Below are 21,073 nucleotides of genomic sequence, written 5' to 3'. Positions count from 1 at the left end.
GTGAGGGTGGGGGTGGGGGTTAGTGGGTTTGGGCGTTGGCTTCGGCTTGGGCCTTCATTCGGGCGGCGCGGTCGATGTCGGCCTGCTGGACGGCCGCCACCGAGCCGAAGATGCTGACCGCCTGGTAGTAGGTCCAGGCCAGGCTGTAGCAGGCCGGTCGGACGACCGAGTTGTACGTGGTGCAGACGCGCTTCAGGTCCTCGTAGAAGGCGCTGTCGAGGCGGGACTTGTTGGCGGAGAACTGGCCGACCGCCTTGTAGTTGCGGTAGCCGAAGTCGTGCCGGTAGCAGCCTAGGTTGAAGGTGAAGCCGAGCGGGTTGTCCGGGCTGGACGAGCAGTAGTCGGTGGACCAGTTGAAGTTGTAGTCGGCCCAGGGTGCCCGGTTGACCCGGGCGCTGTTCCACGAGTTGTAGCTGGACGCGCTGGTCTGGGTCCAACTGGACAGCACGGAGAGCTTCTGGGCGGGGGTGACGGCGGCGGCGGGTGAGGCGATGGCGAGGGTGGCGAGCAGCGCTGATGCGCCCGAGGCGAGCAGGGTGGCGAGACGTCGGGGCACGGGTTACCTCCGCGGGGGTGAGCGGGTGGGACGGAAGTTACCGGCGGGTTACCGGATGTCGATGAGTGTCGATCAGCTGATCAACTGGGTGGTATGCGCATCGCCAACTATTGGTGACATGCGTTGAAACAGACGAATGCCCCGGACACGCGGGGCGTCCGGGGCATTCGGAGAGACGGTCAGCGCAGGACGAATGCCGGCGGGCTGGCGGCGCTCTCGTTGGCCGACCGGTCCAGTGCGGTCAACTGGTAGGTGTAGCGCCGACCGGGCTCGGCCGACGTGTCCACCCAGGACTGGACGGTGCCGGGCGTGGCCCGGACGGTGTCGACCAGGTGCCTGGCGTCGGCCGTGGCGCACCGGCCGGGCAGCGTGGTGCCGTCGAACCGGTAGATCGCGTACGAGGTGGCGGTGCCGAGCGGGCCGACGCCGTCGGCGGGCTGCCGCCAGGTGAGCCGGACCCCGTCGGCCTGCCGCGTCGCCTTGCTGACCACCGGGAAGAGCAGCGGTCGCGCCGGCAGGTGGGGCATGGCCGGCACCAGCGCCGGGCGGGAGTAGTGCTCGGCGGCGTAGATGTCGGTGGCGCCGAGCCGGTTGGCCCGTACCTGCACCGCGGAGAAGTGCACGTTGCCCTGCACCTCCGGGTACGACCGGTTGAGCGTCAGGTGGTCGGACAGCTCACGCGGGTTCTGCCAGTACGGCCCGTACGCCGGGTCTCCGCTCTTGTAGTCGGCCTGGCCGATGTAGAGCTGCACGCGGGTGCCGCGCACCGTCTCGGCCCACCACGGCACGAGGCGCGCGTAGTCGGCGGCCGGGTACTGGCCGATGTACCAGTAGAGCTGCGGCACCACGTAGTCGATCCACTCCTGCTTGATCCACTTGCGGGTGTCGGCGGAGATGATGTCGTACGACTGGCTGCCGGTGGTGTCCGAACCGAGCGGGTCGGCGGTCTTGTTTCGCCAGATGCCGAACGGGCTGACGCCGAACTTCACCCACGGCTTCGCCGCCTTGATCTTGCCGTTCATCTCCTGGATCAGCAGGTTGATGTTGTCCCGCCGCCAGTCGGCCCGGTCGGTGAAGCCCCGGTTGTGGGCCGCGAAGGTCGCGTCGTCCGGCACCTGGTACGTGCCGCTGGGATAGGGGTAGAAGTAGTCGTCGAAGTGGACGCCGTCGATGTCGTACCGCTTGACGGCGTCCATCATGGCGGTCTGGACGAACTCGCGTACCTCGGGGATTCCGGGGTTGTAGTAGAGCCGGCTGCCGGCCACGCCAGCCGGTGGGTAGGCGAAGGTCCAGTCGGGGTGCTGCTGGGCCGGGTGGCCGGGGGCGAGCTGGGCGAGGTCCGCGCCGGCGCCGCCGGGGGCCGGCATGGAGACGCGGTACGGGTTGAACCAGGCGTGGAACTCCAGGTTCCGCTTGTGCGACTCGTCGACCAGGAAGGCCAACGGGTCCCAGCCCGGGTCCTGGCCGCGTACCCCGGTCAGGTACTCCGACCAGGGCTCGTACGGCGAGGGCCAGAGCGCGTCGGCGGTGGGCCGGACCTGCACCACGACGGCGTTGTGGTGCAGCCGCCCGGCGAGGTCGAGCAGCTCGCGGTACTCGGCCTGCTGCGCGGCGATCCGGTCGGGGCTGGTCTGGGACGCCTTGCTGGGCCAGTCGATGTTGACCACCGACGAGATCCACATGGCCCGGAACTGCCGTTTCGGGGTGGCCGGGTCGGTGGCGCAGGTGGTGGTGGTGTCGACCGCGCTGGGGGCGGCACTCGCGGGGGTGGCGGTGACGAACGTGCCGAGCAGGGCTGTGACCAGCCCGGCGGCTCCGAGTCGGGTGGCTTTCATGCGGTGTGTCCCTTCGTTGGGGCTCCCGGATGCTTCGCGCGGTGCGCGGCAAGATTCGCCGTCGATGTCCGCGTTGCTGGTAGGAAATTTTCACAATCTGGCCATCGCCGCAAGAGTTCGTGGTTGACCAATCGCTCCGCTGGGTAGCAACGCCGGTCACCGGCCGCCACGGGGTGGTCGCACGGTGGGAGGGGTGACCGGGTGTCCGTGCTGCGCACAAAACCAATCAAGGACGTGATAGCCCAGGGTGAGGCGGACGGCAGCGACGGCCAGTTGGGGCTGAAGCGACGGCTCGGCGCGATCGACCTCACCGGCTTCGGCATCGGCATCGTGATCGGCACCGGCATCTTCACGCTCACCGGCATCGAGGCACGCGACAGCGCCGGGCCGGGCGTGGTGATCTCCTTCGCCATCGCCGGCGTGGTGGCCCTGCTCGCCGCCCTCTGCTACGCCGAGCTGGCCTCCAGCGTGCCGACCGCCGGCAGCGCCTACACCTACGCGTACGCCACGATGGGCGAGATCGTCGCCTGGATCATCGGCTGGGATCTCCTGCTGGAGTTCGCGCTCGGCGCCGCCGTGGTGGCCCGAGGCTGGTCCGGATACCTCGCCGAACTGCTCGACCTGCCGACCCGGTGGTTCGGCGAGGAGGGCAGCACCGTCAACGTGGGCGCCATCGCCATCGTGCTGATCCTCGGCATCGTGGCGATCGTCGGCATCCGGGAATCCGCCCGGATCACCAACCTGCTGGTGCTGGTCAAGGTGGCCATCTGCGTCTTCGTGGTGGTCGCCGGCCTGTTCTTCGTCAAGGCCGCCAACCTCACCCCGTTCATCCCGCCGGCCGAGCCCGCCGGGAGCGGCGACGACGGCATCAAGCAGCCGGTCACCCAGGCGCTCTTCGGGCTTGAGCCGTCCGTCTTCGGCTTCGTCGGGGTGCTCAGCGCCGCCGCCGTGGTCTTCTTCGCGTACACCGGCTTCGAGGCCGTGGCCAACCTGGGCGAGGAGACGCGCAAGCCCAAGCGGGACCTCACCCTGGGTCTGCTCGGCACCCTGCTGATCTCGACGGTGCTCTACATCGGCGTCTCGCTGGTGGTGGTCGGGATGGTGCCGTACACCGAGATCGACCGGGGCGCCCCGATCGCGTCGGCCTTCGAGTCGGTCGGCGCGGGTTGGGCCGCCGTGCTGGTCTCCATCGCCGCGGTCGCGGGCCTGACCAGCGTCATCCTCGTCGACCTGGTGGCGATGGGCCGGATCGGCTTCGCCATCGCCCGGGACGGTCTGATCCCGCCCTCGATCGCGAAGGTGCACCCGCGCTGGGGCACCCCGTACCGGATCTCGGCGATCATGACGGTGGCGGTCGCACTGCTGGCCGGCTTCCTGCCGCTGTCCGCGCTGGCCGACCTGGTCAGCATCGGCGCGCTCTGCGCGTTCGTTCTCGTGTCGGTGGCGGTGCCGATCCTGCGCCGCAAGCGCCCCGACCTGGAGCGGCCGTTCCGGGTGCCGTTCTCACCGGTGCTGCCGATCGTCTCGGCGCTGGCCTGCTTCTACCTGATGCTCAACCTGTCCGTGGAGACCTGGCTGCGGTTCCTGGCCTGGATGCTGCTCGGCGCGCTGATCTACTTCGGCTACGGCTACCGCCGCAACCGGTTGGCCCAGCACGAGCCCGCCGTCGCTCCGACCCCCCGCGAGCCGACCGCCTGACCCGAAGGTGCGCAAGGGCCCCGTCGGCGGGGCCCTTGCGCGCGGCCCGCGCAGCTATGGTGCGCTGGGTCACCTCGGGGAGGTTGCGGCGTGCGACACAGACTCAAGGACGTGGCGGAACGGGCCGGCGTCTCCGTCAAGACCGTCTCCAACGTCGTGAACGGCCACGTGCACGTGCGACCGGACACCCGGGCCCGGGTCGAGCAGGCGATCGTCGAACTCAACTACCGGCCGAACCTCTCCGCCCGTCACCTCCGCAAGGGCCGCACCGGCGTGATCGCGCTCGCGGTTCCGGAACTGGACATCCCGTACTTCGCCGAGTTGGCCCGTCACGTGATCAGCGCCGCCGCCGAGCACGGCTGGACGGTGCTCGTCGACCAGACCGGCGGCCGGCGCGGCCAGGAGCGGGCGCTCGCCCCCGGTATCACCGACCACCTGATCGACGGGCTCATCCTCAGTCCGTCGGCGCTCACCGCGGCGGACCTGGCCGGTCTGGACGGCACCCCGATGGTGCTGCTCGGCGAGCGGACCGACCATTGCCCGGCGGATCGCGTGGTGATCGACAACGTGGCAGCGGCCCGGGAGATCACGAGCCACCTGATCCAGTTGGGTCGCCGCCGCATCGCGGCCGTCGGCCCGCAGCGCACCGACGGGGGTGCCAGCGCCCGGCTGCGCCTGGCCGGCTACCGCGACGCGCTGCGCGCCGCCGGCCTCGACCATTCCCTGGTGGCGTCCGCGCCGGCCTGGCACCGCGCGGACGGCGCGGCCGCGATGCGCGGCCTACTCACCTCCGGTGTACGCCCCGACGCCGTCTTCTGCTTCAGCGACACGCTGGCCCTCGGTGCCCTGCGGGCGCTGCACGAGGCCGGTCTGCGGGTGCCCGAGGACGTGGCGGTGGCCGGCTTCGACGACATCGAGGACGGCGGTTTCGCCACCCCGACCCTGAGCACCGTCGCCCCGGCGAAGGAGCAGATCGCCCGGCTGGCCGTCCAACTCCTCGCCGACCGCCTGAACGGTGACCCCACCGCCCCCGCCCGGGAACTCCGCGCCCCCCACTGCCTGAAACTCCGCGAGTCCACCCAGACCCACCCACCCAGCCCACCCAGCCCACCCAGCCCGCGTCGCCCGCGTCGCCCGCGTCGCCCGCGTCGCCCGCGTCGCCCGCCCCGCCCCCGCAGCCCGCGTCGCCCGCGTTGATCATGAAGTTATTGCGGGGACACGCCGTCATTCATGACAATAACTTCATGATCAACGAAGGATGGGTGGGTGATCAGTCGAAGAAGCGGGCCAGGTGGGACTGCGGTGCCGGGTCGGCGTCCGGGGGAAGGGGCGTCAAATCGGCGAAGATCGAGGCGCCGTCGCAGCCCGCGTGCAGCGGGTACCAGCGCGGCGTGCCCGGGGGCCGCAGCTGGCAGATCCCCTTGAACGTCTGCACATCCATCAGCCGGACGTGGGTCGGGTCGGCTACCGCGTTCACATGCCCCCACCAGGGGCTCATCACGTGCAGCACCCCACCGGGGCGGAGCACCCGGTGACACTCGTCGACCAGCGGCAGGAAGTCGATCAGGTGCTCCAGGATGTGCACAGCGAAGAGGACGTCCACCGAGTTGTCGGCGAGCGGCAGCGAGCCGGACAGGTCCGCCACCGCATCCACCCCTGGCGCCGGGTAGATGTCCAGCCCCAGGTTGCTCGACCACTGCTTAGTCGGCCCACAACCGAGGTCCACCACCACCGGCGCCCGCCCGCCGATGCCGACCCGGCACCAGACGCCGTAGACACCGGCCAGCCGTCCCACCAGCTCCCGCACCAGCCGTAGCTGGGCGGGCTCGGCCACATCACCGCTCAGATGCGCCACCCCCCGGTCGAACCGCACCTCGACCGCCAGGCTCCGCAACCGGTCATCATGCTGGACCTGATCCGCCCATGTCTGGGCGAGGAAATCGTCGATCGCCCGCAGCCGGTCGGCCGAGGGCGGAGTCTGTGCCAAAGCGACCATTCGGGCCACCTCCCGCCGCGCGATACCCGCAATCCCGCCCGTTATGCCCCGCTCGTCCACCTCGCCGCCATTCGAGGCGAGGTCCGCCCGCGCCGACGCCCACGCTCGTGTCGCGGGTCCTGGGCAGATGCGCAGTCATCCTGATGTCACACAGTCATCACGATGACTCTGTGACATCACGGTCAACCGAGGCATGCGCTTCACGCCGGCATTGGCCCCGCGCCGGCATCGGCTGAACGGCCGGCAAGGGCTTCGTGCTGGCACGGTTTCGCGCCGCCGTTGGCCTCGCGGCGGCACCGGCTGAATGGCCGACACCGAAAGCGCGCCGGCACCCGGCTTCGCGCCGGCACCCGGCTTCGCGCCGGCACCCGGCTTCGCGCCGGCACCCGGCTTCGCGCCGGCATCGGCTGAGCCGCCGAGCGGTCCAGGCGGCTCACACCAACGCACGGATGGCCGGTCGCCTCGTCAGCGACCGGGGAGGGGCCGCCTCGGCCCGGAGCGGGTCGGGTCAGCCGGAGATGGTGCGCCGGCCGCCGCGCATCCGTTGGCGGGGTGGCGGGTCGGCGGGCTTCGGCCGTTTCAGGTGGTAGCGGTGCAGTTCGTGGTTGCCGGGCAGGGACGGGTCCTCGCTCATGGCGACCAACTCCCAGCCCTGGTCGCCGGCCCGGTTCAGGTGGGCCAGCGAGGTGTCGCCGTACGGCGTCACGTCGACCATCGAGCCGTCCGGGCCGTACCAGACGAACACGACCTCCCAGCCGAGGTCGGTGGTCGCGGCCTGGCGGCGGCGGACCAGCAGGGCGTACTCCCACTTGAGCATGGCGTCATTCTCACCCCGCGCCGGCCCGCAGGCACGGATCAATCCTCGGCGATCCGCCCGGCGTCGACCCGCAGTCGCCGGTTGGTCTCGATGGCGGCCAGCATCCGCCGGTCGTGGGTGACCAGCAGCAGCGTTCCGGGATAGCTGGCCAGCGCCGATTCGAGCTGCTCGATGGCCGGCAGGTCCAGGTGGTTGGTGGGCTCGTCCAGCACCAGCAGGTTGACCCCACGGCCCTGGAGTAGGGCCAGCGCCGCCCGGGTCCGCTCACCGGGGGAGAGGGTGGCCGCCGGTCGGGGCACGTGCGCCGCCCGCAGGCCGAACTTGGCCAGCAGGGTCCGCGCGTCCGCCGGCGACAGGTGGGGTACGGCGGCCTCGAACGCGTCGATCAGCGGCATGTCGCCGAGGAACAGCCCGCGGGCCTGGTCCACCTCGCCGATCACCACGCCAGGCCCGAGCGAGGCGGTGCCCTCGTCCAGCGGCAGCCGGCCCAGCAGCGCGGCCAGCAGGGTGGACTTGCCCGAGCCGTTCGCCCCGGTCACCGCGACCCGGTCCGCCCAGTCGATCTGGAGGTCCACCGGGCCGAGGGTGAAGCCGCCACGGCGTACCACGGCTCCTCGCAGCGTGGCCACGACGGCGCCGGCGCGGGGAGCGGCGGCGATCTCCATCCGCAGCTCCCACTCCTTGCGGGGCTCCTCGACCACCTCGAGCCGTTCGATCAGCCGATCGGTCTGCTTGGCCTTGGCGGCCTGCTTCTCGCTCGACTCGGCTCGCAACTTGCGGCCGATCTTGTCGTTGTCGGTGGCCTTGCGGCGGGCGTTCTTGACGCCCTTCTCCATCCAGCCACGCTGGGTCCGGGCCCGAGCTTCCAGCCCGGCCTTGGTCTCCGCGTACTCCTCGAAGTCCGCGCGGGCGTGCCGGCGGGCCACCTCGCGCTCCTCCAGGTACGCCGCGTAGCCGCCGCCGTAGTGGTTGACCTGCTGCTGTGGCAGGTCCAGCTCCAACACCCGGGTCACCGTGCGGGTGAGGAACTCCCGGTCGTGGCTGACCAGCACCGTGCCGGCGCGCAGCCCGGTGACGAACTCCTCCAGCCGTTCGAGGCCGGCCAGGTCCAGGTCGTTGGTCGGCTCGTCGAGCAGGAACACGTCGTACCGGCTGAGCAGCAGCGACGCGAGCCCGGCCCGGGCCGCCTGACCGCCGGAGAGCCCGGTCGTCGGGTGGTCCAGATCGACGGCGAGCCCCAGGTCGGCGCTCACCTGCTCGGCGCGTTCGTCGAGGTCCGCGCCGCCGAGAGCGAGCCAACGCTCCAGGGCGTCGCCGTACGCGTCGTCGGCGCCCGCCGCCCCGGCGGTCAGCGCCTCGGTCGCCGCGTCCAACGCCGCCTGCGCCGCGGTCACCCCGGTCCTGCGGGCCAGGAAGTCGCGTACCGTCTCGCCCGGTCGCCGTTCCGGCTCCTGCGGCAGGTGTCCGACGCTCGCGGTGGGCGGGCTGAGTCGCACGCTGCCGGCCTCGACCGGCAACAACCCGGCGAGGGTACGCAGCAGCGTCGACTTGCCGGCCCCGTTCGGCCCGACCAGGCCGATCACGTCGCCGGGGGCGACCACCAGGTCCAACCCGGAGAAGAGTGAGCGGTCGCCGTGCCCGGCGGCCAGGTCCTTGACGATCATCGTGGCGCTCATCAGGACGGCAGCCTATCCGGCCGCCTGCATATCACCGCTCCCCAGCGGGCAGACTCAACGACGTGGTGACCACACTGGCGATCGACTGCGGCGGCGGGGGCATCAAGGCGTCCGTGCTCGACGAGGCGGGAACGATGCGGGCCCGGCCGTTGCGGGTGCCCACCCCGTACCCGTTGCCGCCCGCGTTGTTTGTCCGGACCCTGCTGGATCTCGGCGGGCGCCTGCCAACGGCGGACCGGCTCACGGTCGGCGTACCCGGGATGATCCGGCACGGAGTGGTCGTCAGCACGCCGCACTACGTGACCCGCAGCGGCCCCCGCAGTCGGGTCGACCCGGACCTGCTGGCCGAGTGGTCCGGCTGGGACGCGCGCGGCGCGCTGGCCGACGCGTTCGGCGTGCCGGCGCTGGTGCTCAACGACGCCGAGGTGCACGGTGCCGGAGTGGTCGCCGGCACCGGCTGCGAGCTGGTGCTGACCCTGGGGACGGGGCTGGGCAGCGCGCTCTTCGACGGCGGGGTGCTCGCACCGCACCTGGAGCTGTCGCACGCGCCGGTGCGCTGGGGCACCACCTACGACACGTACGTCGGCGAGCCGGAACGGCGGCGGCTCGGCGACGCCTTCTGGTCCCGTCGGATCCGGCAGGTGGTGGACGGGCTCCGCCCGGTGTTCCGCTGGGACCGGCTCTACCTGGGTGGGGGCAACTCCCGGCTGATCCGGCCCGAGCAGCTGGCCCGGATGGGCGACGACGTGGTGGTGGTGCCGAACACCGCCGGAATCGTCGGCGGTGTGCGCGCCTGGGAACTTTCCGCCGGACGGCGCAACGCCCGCACCTGACCGTTCGACGCCTCTTCGGCGGCCATCGGCGGCCGGAAGTGACCCGATCTCGACCCCGGGAACAGTCGCCAAACGTTCGGTGTTGTGCCAGCGTCGGAACAGGTGACGGTGCGACCCGAGGAGGTGGCAGATGGATCTTCTGGCGGACTACCGGCGGGCGACCATGTTCTTCGAGACCGGTGACCCCAGCGGTGCGGCCCGACTGCTGGAGCCGATCATCGACGCCGAACCCGGCAACGCTGCGGTCCGGCAACTGCTGGCCCGGGCGTACTTCCAGTCGGCCCAGCTCAACCGGGCCGAGGAGCACCTGCGTGAGCTGGTCGAACGGGACCCGAGCGACCACTACGCGCACCACGTGCTCGGTCGGACGCTGGAGCGGCTCAACCGGCACACCGACGCGCTGCGGCACCTGCGGATCGCCGCCGCGATGTACGCGGCCAACGACGACTACCGGACCGCGCTGGAACGGGTGGAGACCCGAGTCGGCGGCCGGCGCTGAGCGTGCGGGTTGACGTGGCAGGGGCGGTCCTTCGGGGCCGCCCCTTCGTCGTCGTGGGGCGACCTGGCGGACGTGCCCAGGGCGTCGTCTGGGCCCGCCGCAGGCCGGCCAGGGGCTTCGACACACGCCCTAGGATGGCGGACATGGGACCTGACCGGCCGGGGGCTGCGGCATGAAGCTCAAGCTGGACCTGCACGAGATCTTCAACAAGGGCCAGGACATCGACCGGGCATTGCGCGGGATCATGGACGAGGCGGTGGCGAAGAAGGCGACCCTCGTCGAGATCATCCCCGGCAAGGGGTCCGGCCAGCTCAAGAAGCGGGTGCTGCGGTTCCTCGACCAGAAGGACGTCAAGCAGCTCTACCACCGGGTGGAGAAGGACTCGAAGAACTTCGGCCGCCTCTTCGTCCACTTCCGCTGGAAGTAGGCCGCGCGTTCGGCTGACCTGCGTAGCAGGGCGCTGCCAAGTCCGCTGAGCGAGTGCGAAGCCAGATGATCCACTCGCCGTTCAGGAAATCGCGGGGTCCGGGGTGATGGGAAACCGCGACTTCCTGGAAGGCGAGTGAATCTACCGTGAGCGCTGTGCGCCCGAGGGCGCTGGCGCGGTCCGGCTCGCCGCGGTGAGCGTGGATGGAGGCGCTTTATCGGGGGAGCGGGTTGGCGACGTACACGCCCTTGCCCTGCCGCCCGTCGATCAAGCCCTCGGCTTTGAGTAGAAGCATCGAGGCGCGGATCACCGTGTTGCTGACGTCGTACTGCTCGCACAGCGCGGCGAAGGACGGCAGCTTGTCGCCCGGCTTCAACGTGCCGGAGCTGATCTGCTCGCGGATATCTCGGGCGACCTGTAGGTAGGCAGCTTCAGACATAGATGGTGCTCCCAGCTTGGCGGCTGGTGCAAGAGAACCACATCTTCGGCTCGACTTACAACGCTATGTGTCGTAGCTGTTGACCCTGCGTACATTGCGTCCTAAGTTGGCTCGTGGGGCTACCCAGCTTGGCGGCCGGGTCGTCCTTGCCGTGGGTGCCCTGTCTCCGGACACGGCTGGCCGGGTGCCCACGGAACCCCAGGCGTCGTTGGGAGGCGCAGTGACCAGACCGAACGATGCTGCCTCAACCGGAGGCTTCGCCCGTGCAACTGGGGATCTCGACGATCGGCAGCGAAGGGCGGCGCACAACCAGCGCGTGTCCTACGACGAGTACGTCATCGCAGTGGCGCTCACCCTGGCGCGCCGACACCGACCAGTCTGGTCCTGGCGGCACTGGCGACGCATCTGTCGCTGCGGTTCCGACCTGCCGTGCGGAAGCCGTCACCGGATCCCGATCAGTCGCCGCCATTGGCCGAGGCAGGACGAAATGCAATGACGAGCCACCTCGCGATCACCCCAACCTGGATCTGCGCTGGCTGTGGTGCCGACTGGCCCTGCCATACCCGCCGTCGAGAGTTGCAAGCGGAATACCACAGAGCCCCGGTGTCGCTGGCCCTCTACCTGGCCGCCCAGTTGGTTGACGCCGCCCAGGATCTGGTCCAGGTTCCGGCCGGCCATCTGCACTATCGCTTCCTGGGTTGGACCCGATGAGCATCCTTCGTGCGGGTGACGAGAAGTTCCACTACAGCGACGGCTCCCACAAGTGGATCCCGCCGGACCCCGATTACGACCAGGACGTATGGGACGAGCAGATTCGCCAGCACAAACACGGCCACCTGCGGAACGAGCGTCCGAAGGTCCGCATCCAGCGGCTGGTCTGAGGTGAGCGGCGGCGGTCAGAGGCTGGCGATGAGGAGTTCACACACGGCCAGTGGAAGCACCGCGCTACCAGTTGTGGCGCGCGCCCGTAGCCACCGAGGGCTTTAGGTAGATCGCTCCGAAGCTAGATTCAATCTAGCTTCGCGGTCGCCGGGCGGCCTTGCGGTTGTCACCGTCGACGGCGCGTCGGCCTTCGGGCGTCCCCTTCTCAGCCGCATCGCGCAGGTCGTCGCGACGTACCGGTAACACCGGGGCAGTAAGCGGCCCGGCTCCCACCGGTTGGGGGCCGGGCCGCATATATAGGTGACGGGCGTCTTTGTAGGTGGGGGCGATGTAGTGCGCCGCGTCAGGGGAGACGATGGCGCAGTCGAGCCGGCCGCCGACGGACCGGGTGTGCGACCGGGCGGCTGACGGCGTCGTGGAAGGGTGCGCACCATCGTGTCCGCGTCCTCAAAGGACTCGACTGTGCGGAACCCCTCGGCGGCCTCGTTCAGGTAGCGGAACCAGGCCGCGCCGCCCGGCCGACCTCGGCCTGCCGCAGATCTTGGACAGTTTCCGTCATCACGTGACGGAAACTGTCCAAGATCTCGACGGGTGGGCACCACCGGGGGCCCTTTCCCGCAGTGATGACCAAGGGGAGAGCAGCGTGGTGGACGAGCCGTCGGACCGGATACCCACACCGCGGCCGACACGGCGGAAGCCGCGCTCGGGCGAGGTCCTTCACCTGACCCGCTCCGCGAGCGTGCAGTTCCTGCGTCCGATCTTCGTTCGCCACTCCCGGAGCCTCACGCACAAGATCGATACGACCAATGCGGACCTGCTTGACGAGCGTGTCGGTAAGTCGTAGCTTACGTTCGTGGTAACTTACGGAGCGCATTCGGGCTGGGAGGCGCTCGGCGATCCCAGCCGGCTCGCCATCGTCCAGCGCCTGGCCGAACGGCCCTGTGCCGTCGGGGAGTTGGCGGACGAGCTGCCGATCAGCCGGCCAGCCGTGTCGCAGCACCTCAAGGTGCTCAAGAGTGCCGGCCTCGTCATCGACCAGGCGATGGGAACCCGCCGGGTCTACCGGTTGAGTCCGGTGGGGTTGAGCGCGCTGCGGGACCAGCTCGACACCTTCTGGCGTCGAGCGCTCAACGGATATCAGGACGTCGTCGAAGAGACGGAGGAGAGTTCATGACGCAAGCAGCCACAGCGGTGGTACGCCGCCAGATCGTCGTCAACGCACCGGTCGAGCGGGCCTTCACCGTGTTCGCCGAACGGTTCGGCGACTTCAAGCCACCCGAGCACACCCTGCTCGACGTCCCGGTCACCGCTACCGTGTTCGAGCCCAGGGTCGGCGGGCACATCTACGACGTCGGGGCCGACGGCAGCGAGTGCCGGTGGGCGCGCATCCTCGCGTACGAGCCGCCGACCCGGATCGTCTTCAGCTGGGACATCGACCCGACCTGGCAGATCGAGACGAACCTGGCCCTCACCAGCGAGGTGGAGATCCGATTCGTGGCCGAGACCTCGTCCCGGACCCGGGTCGAGCTTGAGCACCGGAACATCGACCGGCACGGCCCCGGCTGGGAGTCGATTCGGGATGGCGTCGACACCGACACCGGCTGGCCGCTGTACCTCAGTCGTTACGAGTCCTTCTTCGGCACCGACAGCTAGGGCCACTCGGCTGGAAGGGAGTCTTCAGAAGGCTGTGGCGTCGGCCCGAGAGCCGTGGCCGGCCGGGCGTCGGGACCAGCACTGCGGGCGCTGTCGGACGGCGAGCTCCAGGGCCTGATGATCGGACTCGATCATTTCCCGGGCTATTCGACGCGCCATTTCCAGGCGGTCGACGTGCACGTCAAGATCCGTCGGGCCGGCGCCTGCCATCTCGAACTCCTTGTCAGCGTTCGAACTAGTCGCATCATGCGTCACGCCGAGAATCGTCACCATTAACCGAAAGGTGGAAAGCTTCCGCCGTACGGTTCGGTGTCACTTTTCCCGGTTGCGCCGATGGTAGCGGTGGCCGCGCCACGTCGCCCGGAACTGCGTACACCTGGCCTTGCCTGCGGTTTGTACATTGCACGGTGCGCGGGTCGGGGGGCGCGACAAGTCCGGTGAGGGATCTTCGTTACGGGAGGACCGCCGTGCAGCATTCAAGCAGGACCGATCCCTTGTTCGTCGCCGTCGAAGCAGAATCGATCACCCGAGCGGATGTCGCCGGGCTCATCGCGGGGCGGCTCGCCGCCGTTCGGGTGCCGGGGTTGCTCTCCGCGGCCCGCTGCCAGGCGATCACCGCCGCCCTCGCCCATGCGCCCATGGACCGCTACGACGAGAGCCGGGTCTTTCCCGTCGTCGCCAAGTTCGGTCCGGCCATCAACGACCACCGGTCCGCCGGAGAGCTCCGCGAGGACTACTGGGACGCGGCCAGCGCTGCCGAGAAGAGCTGGTCGACGCTGGGCGTGTCGGACTCGCCCCGGGATCTGTGTCTGGCCGCGTTCCGCGGTGCCTGGCCGGATGTGGCGCCCGCGCGGCGGCAGGGTCGGGAGATGCACGTGGGCATCGTCCGCGAGATCAACGCGGGGCTCCAGGTGCACTTCGACGACGCGGTACGGGAGTACGCGGGCCGGCTGCTCGACAGCGAGGTGGTGGCCCAGTTGGCGTTCAACATCTACATCCGGGTGCCACCGGCCGGTGGTGAGACGGTGCTCTGGCGGCGGCGCTGGCAGCCCGACGACGAGTCGCTGCGGATCCCCGGCGGCTACGGCTTCCAGGAGACGGTGGCCGCCGCCGCGCAGTCGTTGACGTTGCGCCCCACGCTCGGGGAGGGCTTTCTGTTTGATCCGCGGCTCTATCACACGGTGCGTCAGGCGTCGGATGGCCGACGGATTTCCATAGGATGCTTCGTCGGGCTCACCGACGATGGTCGACTGGCCCTCTGGTCGTAGTGAAGGGCGTTTCCCCATGGTGGACAGAAGCGACGTCGAGGCGGCCGCGACCCTTGTCGAGGGGCGGGTCCGGGAAACCCCGGTCATCGCCGTCGACGGCGCCGATCTGGGTGTGCCGGGGCAGCTCAGTCTCAAGTTGGAGCTGCATCAGCACACCGGCTCGTTCAAGCCGCGTGGCGCGTTCAACCGGATGCTCCAGGGCGCCCTGCCCTCGGCCGGAGTGATCGCCGCGTCAGGTGGCAACCATGGCCTCGCCGTCGCGTACGCGGCCCGGTCGTTGGGCGTGCCGGCGGAGGTCTTCGTGCCGGTCACCGCCTCGCCGGTGAAGGTGCAGCGGTTGGCCGGGCTGGGCGCACAGGTGCGCCAGGTCGGCCAGCACTACGCCGAGGCCCTGGCCGCGAGCACGCAGCGGGCTGCGGAGACCGGCGCGCTGGTGGTGCACGCGTACGACCAGCCCGAGGTGGTGGCGGGTCAGGGCACCGTCGGCCGGGAGCTGGAGCGGCAGGTGGACGGCATCGACACGGTGCTGGTGGCGGTGGGCGGCGGCGGGTTGGTGTCCGGCATCGCCAGTTGGTTCGGTGGCTCGGTACGCGTCGTGGCGGTCGAGCCGGAGCAGATCCCCACCCTGCACTCGGCCCTGAAGGCGGGTCGTCCGGTCGACATCGAGGTGGGTGGCATCGCCACCGATTCGTTGGGTGCCCGGCGGATCGGCGAGATCGCCTTCGACACCGCCCGCCGGACCGAGGTGGTGTCCGTGCTGGTCCGCGACGAGGACCTGGTGCGGGCGCGCCGGCTGCTCTGGTCGGAGCTGCGGGTCGCCGCCGAGTTGGGTGGCGCCGCGGCGCTGGCCGCGCTGGTCGGCGGCGCGTACGTGCCGCAGCCGGGGGAGCGGGTGGCAGTGGTCATCTGTGGTGGCAACACCGACCCGAGCGACCTGGGCCCGGCCGCGCCGCACTGATCGGCCGCGCCGCACTGATCGGCCGCGCCGCACTGATCGGCCGCGCCGCAGTGACCGGTCAGCCGCCGTCGCGCAGCCGGCGCAGCGCGTGCTCCACCTGGAGGGTGTCCAGGTGGGTGTCGCCCAGGAGTCGCCGACGGTCGGCCAGCAACTGCTCGTACACCTCGATCGCCGCGTCGACCTGCTCCTCGAGCAGCAGCACCAGGGCCAGGGTGGATCGGATGGCGAGCACCTCGCTGCGGTCGGCGTGCCGGGGTTCCACGGTGGCCAGGGTGGCGCGCAGCTCGGCTTCCGCCTCGGCGAACCGGTCCTGCGCCTGCATGCAGCGGGCCAGCGTGTGCCGGGCCTGCCAGGTCTCCGGCTGGTTGAGCGGCCACAACCGGTAGCGGACCTCCAGGATGGCGTGCAGCATCTCCTCGGCCTCGGGCGCCCGTTGCTGGGCCAGCACCGCCAACGCCAGGCTGTGCCGCACGATCATGGTGTCCCAGTGTTCCGGGCCGCGTACCTGATCCTCGGCGGCGACGATCTGCCGCAGCTCCAGCTCGGCCTCCGGCCACTGCCGCTGCGCCATGATCGCCTTGGTGAGCTTGTGCCGGCTGGCGAGGGTGTCGGCGTCGTCGCTGCCCAGCACCCTGGTGCGGTCGGCGATCACCTCGCGGAGCACCCGGTCGGCCATCTCCGGCTGGTTGCGCTCCAGCCAGGTGCGGCCCAGTTCGTGGCGCAGCGCCAGCACCTGCGGTCGGTCCAGGTCGTGGTCGTACGCGGCGCAACCGCGCACGATCGGGTCGAGGATGTCGAAGGCCGAACCGGGTAGGCCGACCGCGATGAGGTAGCGGGCGGTGAGTCGGGTCAGCTCCAGCGCGCGGCGTACCGTCTCGGGGTCGTGCTTGTGTTTCTGCGGCACGAGGTATCCGCGCACGGCCTCGACCAGGTGCGGCACCAGCACGTCCCAGTTGGTCCAGGCCGCCGAGTCGTCCGGGTTCTGCCCTTCGGTGGCGGCGAGCAGCAGCTTCATGACCAGCCCGTGGTATTCGGCGATCTGCTCACGCACCTCGTCGCGGTCGCGGAACATCGCGTGCACCAGTGGGTGCAGCGACAGCACGTGCGCGAACGCGGGGTCGGTGACCTCCTCGTGCACGTCGAAGTCGACCAGGGCCAGGTTGCCGATGCCCTCCAGCACCTTCACCCGCTGCCGGCCGGTGAGCCCCTTGAAGAGCGGCGACTCGGCCAGGATGGCCGGCTTGAGCACCACCTCGTAGGGCACCGGGGAGATGCTCAGGCAGGCCAGCACGTTGAGCAGTGGTCGGCTCTGTTGGAGTTGGCGGCGGGCCAGCAGATCCAGTGAGATGTCATCGACCTCGCGGACGATCTCCAGGCCGAGGGACTCGTCGAGGTCGACGTCGGTGGCATCGCGTGGTGAGCGGAACCGACGCTGCACGGCGCTGCGGTAGTCGGCGAACGTGGTGATCGTGGATGAGCCGCGCCAGACCGGGCTGGCGTTGACCGACCGCAGGTAGTTGCCGGCGGCGCGCAGGGCGAGAGGCAGACCGCCCAGTTCCCGGGCGAGTTCCCGGGCGTCGGCCAGGCCGCCGGCCTGGGCGCCGGCCCGGTCGATGAGCACCTTCGCGCCGGCCTCGGCGTCGAGCGGGCGCACCTGGTGCAGTACCGACCAGGTGCCCCAGGTGGCCCGGTTGCCGTCCCGGCTGGTCACGACGACCATGCCGTATTCGGCCTCCGGGCTGCGCAGCCAGCCGGTGCCGTCGGCCAGCACGCCGTCGGTGGGGCCCAGGCTGGCGGGCTCGTCCGCACTGTCGAAGATCAACAGCCAGGGCTGTGCGGCCTGGTTGAGGTAGCGCCACACCAGGTCGGTGGCGCTGATCATGCCGGCCCAGGCCTGGTCGACCTGGGTCTCCGACGCGCCGAGTTGGCTGACCACCTCCCGCATCCCGGAGTTGAGCCGCCCCGCCTGCACCCACCAGACGGTACGGCCGTCGGCGCGGGCCCGGCGGGCGATCTCCAGCGCGACGTGGCTCTTGCCGGAGCCGCCCATGCCGCACAGGATGTGCACCGCGGGTCGACCCTCGGCAGCTTCCCCTGGCCGCATGATCTCGCCGATCAGGTCGTCGCGCCCGTGCAAAGGGCTGTCCAGTCGCCCGAGCGGTGGATCGACGGAGACCCGACTCGGCCGGTCGTACGCAGGCCGAGGCACGCCGGCATCCTCGGGTGGAACGTCCGCAGTCAATGCGGTCCCCCTTCGGTGGCGAATTCACAATGGGGCGGAGGCGGAAGATCCTGTCCATCTGATGGACAGTCGGAGGGATTGCCATCCGCGCCATGTCGACCGCAAGCGTATCCATCCCCGTACTGGGTTGCACACTCTCCGTTCAGGCCGCCCGGCTGACCAAAATCAGCGCCGGAATTCCAGTTCGCCGCTGATTCCGGCCGATCCGCCGTGCGCGACACTCGACATGGGCATCCACGATGGACCTATGAACTGGTCGCCAATCCAGGATGTCGTCGACTGGGGTTCCGTGCCGGACTGGTTCGGCGCGGTCGGCTCCATTGCCAGCGTGCTCTTCGTCTACCTCGGATTGCGGCGGGAAATCCGTGCCCGTCGCGACGACGATCTGCGGATCCGGGCCACCCAGGCTCGGCTGGTCTCGGCGGTGGCCGAGATTCGTGGCACCTCGGTGCTGCGGGTCGTGGTGGCCAACGAGAGCGATGCTCCGGTGCTGGACGTGGTGGTGCTGGCCCGGCTCGCCCCGCCCGACGACCCGGACGCCCCACCGGTCGGGCTCGCCGCGGCGAAACAGGTCCTCCGGATTCCCGGCCGCGACGTGCACGACCTCTTCGTCACCGTCGCGGCGGAGCATCGGCTCCGCCCGGCCGACACCGTTCTGGTGGACCTCACCTTCACCGACCACGACGGGAATCGCTGGCACCGTATCGGTGCCGGCCAGCCCGAACCGGTGGGCTGACCGGAGCAGGTGGTCCGGCGACGAACCGCTCGCCGGACCACCTCCGACAGTCAGAGGGGATAGGTCCGGGCGACCGCCAGCATCTCCGAGCTGTGCGACCCGACGACGCCGACGGCCGGCGGCCGGGGGCGGAAGCCGGGCAACGCGTCCAACCCGTCACTGGCATCCATCGCCCGGAGCGACACCTGCCCGGTGATCGGGCGCAGGGTCAACACGACCTCGATGCCCTCCGCCGGCGGGGCGTGGAACACCAGCCCGAAGCCCCACTTCCCGGCGCGGGGCTCCACCGGCACCGACCGCCCCGCCACGTCGGCGCGCAGCACGGTGGCGGTCGACGTGTCGACGTGCAGGGTCGCGAGCCGGGACACCCGCTGCGGGGTGAGCCGCAGCCGCAGCGTGCGCTCGCCGCCCGTGGTGGCGTCGGCCACCACCTCCAGCTTCGGTGCGGGCAGGTTCGCCGACTGCGCCGGCCCGGCCCGCAACTCACCGTCGCCGAGCCCGGGGAAGTCGTCGCCGACGTCGGTGACCCCGTCCACATAGCCGTCCGTCCACGGCTGCGGGTCGCTCTCGTGGCTGAGCCAACGGGCCTGGCCGGTGCCGGCGTCCAGGGCGTACATCAGGTGGGTGGGAGCGGGGTGGGCGGCGTCGAAGCGGTCGACGCCCAGGCCGACCCCGGCGAGCACCACCGCCGCCACGGCGGCGGCGCCGGCCGGCAGCACCGCGAGCCGCCGGGCCCGCAGCGCCGGCAGACCACGCTGGCCGCCGGCCTGCGGGTGCAGCAGGTCGACCACCGGCAGGGCCACCAGGCCGAGCAGCACCGCGACCAGCGCGGCCACCCCGCCCATGGCCATCCCCAGCGCGGGGAAGAGCAGCACCACGGTGGGCAGCAGGATGACCACACCCACTGCCGCGGCGGCCGTCACCGCCACCACCGGCCACGGTCCGCTCTGCCGGGTACGCAGCGCGACGAGCCCGCCGAGGGCGCCGGCCAGCGCCGGCAGTGTGGTGAGGTACGCCCCACCCGGCACCGCCACGGCGAGCAGCACCCCGAGCACCGCCAGCCAGGCCAGCCCGCCGACGGCCAGCGCGGCCGGGCCGATCCGGCGGCGGGTCAGCGCGTACCAGGTGAACAGGATGGCGGTGGCGAGCGCCAGGACGGCCAACCGGTACCAGATCGGCCGGTACGGGTCGAGCAGCTCCGCGTACCCCGGTCGGATCGTGGTGATCGCCAGCCAGAGCAGTTGGGCGGCGACCGGCGCGGCGAGGATCGGCACCAGGGCCAGCGCGAAGCCGGCGGCCAGCCGGCCGGTGCTGGCCCGGCCGCTGCGGCGGATCAGCCAGCCCAGGGCGGCCACCAGTGCCACCGCGAGCAGGGCCAGCGGCAGGGTGAGCCAGCCGGGGTAGCGGACCAGCCCGCCGGGGACGGGAAAGTAGGTGGCGTCGTGCCCGGAGCGCAGGTCGGTCAGGTCCGTGCCGCCGAACTCCCGGGCGAGGCCCAAGGCGTTGTCCCCGTGCTGCTGGAGGCTGCCCCGGTCCATGGCGGCCGGGGTGTCCAACGGCGTGTGGTAGATCGCGCCTCCGTCGATGTACGCCGAGTTCAGCCCGACGAACTTCTGATCGAGAAAGGCGGTGAAGTCGGTGTCGTTGGGCAGCGCGCGGTAGATCTCCACAGCGAACGAGGTGCCGACCGGGTGTGGGGCGGCCCGGCCGAAGATGTCCACCAGCTTCGCGTTGTTCCGGGAGGTTTCGAACATGATCACCGGCCCGGTCGAGCCCCGCGCCTCCAGGTTGAGCACCACGCCGCCGTCGGCGGCCAGCGGGTGGCTGGCGGCGAACGCGGACGCGCCGCAGAGGCACGCCTCCTCGGCGTCGGTCAGCACGAAGACGATGTCGTTGCGCGGCCGGGGGCCGGTGGTCAGCGCGCGGGCCACCTCCAGGATCGTCGACGTGCCGGCCGCGTCGTCGTTGCCGCCCGGCCCGGTCTGCACCGAGTCGTAGTGGGCGACCAGGAAGACCCGGCCCGTCGAGTCGGTGCCCGGCATCCGAGCCACCACGTTGCGGACCCGGGCCAGCGTCGCCCCTCCCGCCGCCCCGCTGAGCTGGCCGGCCTCCGGCGCCACGGTGTCCTGCACCTCGGTCTCCAGGCCCAGCCCCCGCAACTGCTGCTCAAGGTGCGCGCGGACCTGCTCGTTGGCCGGGCTGCCGGCGACGTGCGACCGGGCGGCGATCACCTGGACGTCCTCGTACGCCCGGCCGGCGCTGAACGCGTCCGCCGGGGCGTCGGCCGACTTCGGGGCGGGGGTGCGCAGGTCGAGCAGACTGCCGGCGCCGACCGCGGCCAGCGCGACCAGAGCCGCCGCGGCGGCCACGAGCCGCCGGCGCGGTCGGGTCAACGCACGGTCGGCAGGGGGTACGCCCGGGACCGGACGGGGTGGCGTGCCCGTCGTGGCCGGGGTGGTGGATGCTCCCACGGGAACTCCTCGGGGGTGGTGGGGCCTGGGGTGGGATCATCCTGCCCGTCGGCGGTCGCGCAGGGGGATGGCCGGTACGTCAGGCGT

Annotated in this window: 20 protein-coding genes; 11 read left to right on the top strand and 9 right to left on the bottom strand. The window is 70.9% G+C overall.

All coding sequences use genetic code 11. The features are described from left to right. Positions 1 to 19 precede the first annotated feature (19 nt). Positions 20 to 556 (bottom strand): phospholipase, encoded by a 537-nt coding sequence (locus tag AB0877_RS20510; RefSeq protein ID WP_366610678.1) that lies wholly within the window; start codon positions 554 to 556, stop codon positions 20 to 22. A 179-nt stretch (positions 557 to 735) separates the two neighbouring features. Next, a complete protein-coding gene (locus tag AB0877_RS20505; protein ID WP_366610676.1) occupies positions 736 to 2,391 on the bottom strand; it encodes a family 10 glycosylhydrolase in 1,656 nt (551 codons plus the stop codon). Positions 2,392 to 2,592: 201 nt separating this feature from the next. Here AB0877_RS20505 and AB0877_RS20500 point away from each other — a divergent pair, with 201 nt between their 5' ends. After that, positions 2,593 to 4,089, top strand: a complete 1,497-nt coding sequence (locus AB0877_RS20500; RefSeq protein ID WP_366610674.1) for an amino acid permease — start codon at positions 2,593 to 2,595, stop codon at positions 4,087 to 4,089. A 90-nt stretch (positions 4,090 to 4,179) separates the two neighbouring features. Then, the gene (locus AB0877_RS20495) at positions 4,180 to 5,286 is read left to right on the top strand and encodes a LacI family DNA-binding transcriptional regulator (RefSeq protein ID WP_366610672.1); all 1,107 of its coding nucleotides are present in this window, start codon (positions 4,180 to 4,182) and stop codon (positions 5,284 to 5,286) included. Positions 5,287 to 5,359: 73 nt separating this feature from the next. Here AB0877_RS20495 and AB0877_RS20490 read toward each other — a convergent pair whose 3' ends face one another. The 3 genes from AB0877_RS20490 to AB0877_RS20480 all read right to left on the bottom strand — a co-directional run bounded on the left by AB0877_RS20490 (position 5,360) and on the right by AB0877_RS20480 (position 8,578). Continuing rightward, positions 5,360 to 6,085, bottom strand: a complete 726-nt coding sequence (locus AB0877_RS20490) for a methyltransferase domain-containing protein (RefSeq protein WP_366610670.1) — start codon at positions 6,083 to 6,085, stop codon at positions 5,360 to 5,362. A gap of 508 nt (positions 6,086 to 6,593) precedes the next feature. Then, on the bottom strand, positions 6,594 to 6,902 hold the full coding sequence (locus tag AB0877_RS20485) for a hypothetical protein (protein WP_357196436.1): 309 nt from the start codon (positions 6,900 to 6,902) through the stop codon (positions 6,594 to 6,596). Positions 6,903 to 6,940: 38 nt separating this feature from the next. Then, positions 6,941 to 8,578 carry an ABC-F family ATP-binding cassette domain-containing protein gene (locus AB0877_RS20480; protein ID WP_366610668.1) on the bottom strand — a complete coding sequence of 546 codons (1,638 nt, stop codon included), beginning with the start codon at positions 8,576 to 8,578 and terminating at the stop codon, positions 6,941 to 6,943. Positions 8,579 to 8,640: 62 nt separating this feature from the next. Here AB0877_RS20480 and AB0877_RS20475 point away from each other — a divergent pair, with 62 nt between their 5' ends. The 3 genes from AB0877_RS20475 (at position 8,641) to AB0877_RS20465 (ending at position 10,337) form a co-directional block, all read left to right on the top strand. Continuing rightward, entirely contained in the window at positions 8,641 to 9,411 is a 771-nt protein-coding gene (locus AB0877_RS20475; protein WP_124860484.1) for an ROK family protein, read from the top strand. A gap of 130 nt (positions 9,412 to 9,541) precedes the next feature. After that, a complete protein-coding gene (locus AB0877_RS20470) occupies positions 9,542 to 9,910 on the top strand; it encodes a tetratricopeptide repeat protein (protein ID WP_355005736.1) in 369 nt (122 codons plus the stop codon). A 172-nt stretch (positions 9,911 to 10,082) separates the two neighbouring features. Beyond that, positions 10,083 to 10,337 carry a Smr/MutS family protein gene (locus tag AB0877_RS20465; RefSeq protein ID WP_007465523.1) on the top strand — a complete coding sequence of 85 codons (255 nt, stop codon included), beginning with the start codon at positions 10,083 to 10,085 and terminating at the stop codon, positions 10,335 to 10,337. Between the two features lie 214 nt (positions 10,338 to 10,551). Here the strand turns inward: AB0877_RS20465 and AB0877_RS20460 are convergent, their stop codons facing one another. Next, complete coding sequence (locus AB0877_RS20460; protein WP_366610667.1) at positions 10,552 to 10,776, bottom strand: winged helix-turn-helix domain-containing protein; 225 nt, start codon at positions 10,774 to 10,776, stop codon at positions 10,552 to 10,554. Positions 10,777 to 11,483: 707 nt separating this feature from the next. Between AB0877_RS20460 and AB0877_RS20455 the strand changes: the two genes are divergently transcribed. The 3 genes from AB0877_RS20455 to AB0877_RS20445 all read left to right on the top strand — a co-directional run bounded on the left by AB0877_RS20455 (position 11,484) and on the right by AB0877_RS20445 (position 13,311). Further along, the gene (locus tag AB0877_RS20455; protein ID WP_366610665.1) at positions 11,484 to 11,657 is read left to right on the top strand and encodes a hypothetical protein; all 174 of its coding nucleotides are present in this window, start codon (positions 11,484 to 11,486) and stop codon (positions 11,655 to 11,657) included. A gap of 854 nt (positions 11,658 to 12,511) precedes the next feature. Continuing rightward, the gene (locus AB0877_RS20450) at positions 12,512 to 12,832 is read left to right on the top strand and encodes a metalloregulator ArsR/SmtB family transcription factor (protein ID WP_366610663.1); all 321 of its coding nucleotides are present in this window, start codon (positions 12,512 to 12,514) and stop codon (positions 12,830 to 12,832) included. Further along, the gene (locus AB0877_RS20445; protein ID WP_366610662.1) at positions 12,829 to 13,311 is read left to right on the top strand and encodes an SRPBCC family protein; all 483 of its coding nucleotides are present in this window, start codon (positions 12,829 to 12,831) and stop codon (positions 13,309 to 13,311) included. The genes AB0877_RS20450 and AB0877_RS20445 overlap by 4 nt, the downstream gene beginning before the upstream one ends. Before the next feature lie 24 nt (positions 13,312 to 13,335). Here the strand turns inward: AB0877_RS20445 and AB0877_RS20440 are convergent, their stop codons facing one another. Further along, positions 13,336 to 13,584 (bottom strand): hypothetical protein, encoded by a 249-nt coding sequence (locus AB0877_RS20440; RefSeq protein ID WP_366610660.1) that lies wholly within the window; start codon positions 13,582 to 13,584, stop codon positions 13,336 to 13,338. Between the two features lie 194 nt (positions 13,585 to 13,778). Between AB0877_RS20440 and AB0877_RS20435 the strand changes: the two genes are divergently transcribed. After that, positions 13,779 to 14,579 (top strand): proline hydroxylase, encoded by an 801-nt coding sequence (locus AB0877_RS20435; protein WP_366610659.1) that lies wholly within the window; start codon positions 13,779 to 13,781, stop codon positions 14,577 to 14,579. Positions 14,580 to 14,595: 16 nt separating this feature from the next. Beyond that, positions 14,596 to 15,537, top strand: coding sequence for a threonine/serine dehydratase (locus AB0877_RS20430; RefSeq protein WP_366610657.1), 942 nt, complete (start codon positions 14,596 to 14,598; stop codon positions 15,535 to 15,537). Between the two features lie 58 nt (positions 15,538 to 15,595). Here the strand turns inward: AB0877_RS20430 and AB0877_RS20425 are convergent, their stop codons facing one another. Then, positions 15,596 to 17,746 carry a tetratricopeptide repeat protein gene (locus AB0877_RS20425; protein ID WP_366610656.1) on the bottom strand — a complete coding sequence of 717 codons (2,151 nt, stop codon included), beginning with the start codon at positions 17,744 to 17,746 and terminating at the stop codon, positions 15,596 to 15,598. 280 nt (positions 17,747 to 18,026) lie between these two features. Between AB0877_RS20425 and AB0877_RS20420 the strand changes: the two genes are divergently transcribed. Then, positions 18,027 to 18,515: a hypothetical protein gene (locus AB0877_RS20420; protein WP_366610654.1), complete on the top strand. Its 489-nt coding sequence runs from the start codon at positions 18,027 to 18,029 to the stop codon at positions 18,513 to 18,515. Positions 18,516 to 18,565: 50 nt separating this feature from the next. Here AB0877_RS20420 and AB0877_RS20415 read toward each other — a convergent pair whose 3' ends face one another. Further along, positions 18,566 to 20,884, bottom strand: a complete 2,319-nt coding sequence (locus AB0877_RS20415; protein ID WP_366610971.1) for a M28 family peptidase — start codon at positions 20,882 to 20,884, stop codon at positions 18,566 to 18,568. Between the last annotated feature and the right edge of the window lie 189 nt (positions 20,885 to 21,073).

Origin of the sequence: Micromonospora sp. NPDC047644 (genome assembly GCF_040704315.1) — a bacterium.
Lineage (GTDB): Bacteria > Actinomycetota > Actinomycetes > Mycobacteriales > Micromonosporaceae > Micromonospora.
The sequence above is the reverse complement of the archived record's forward strand: the minus strand, read 5'-3'. Positions and strand labels throughout refer to the sequence as shown.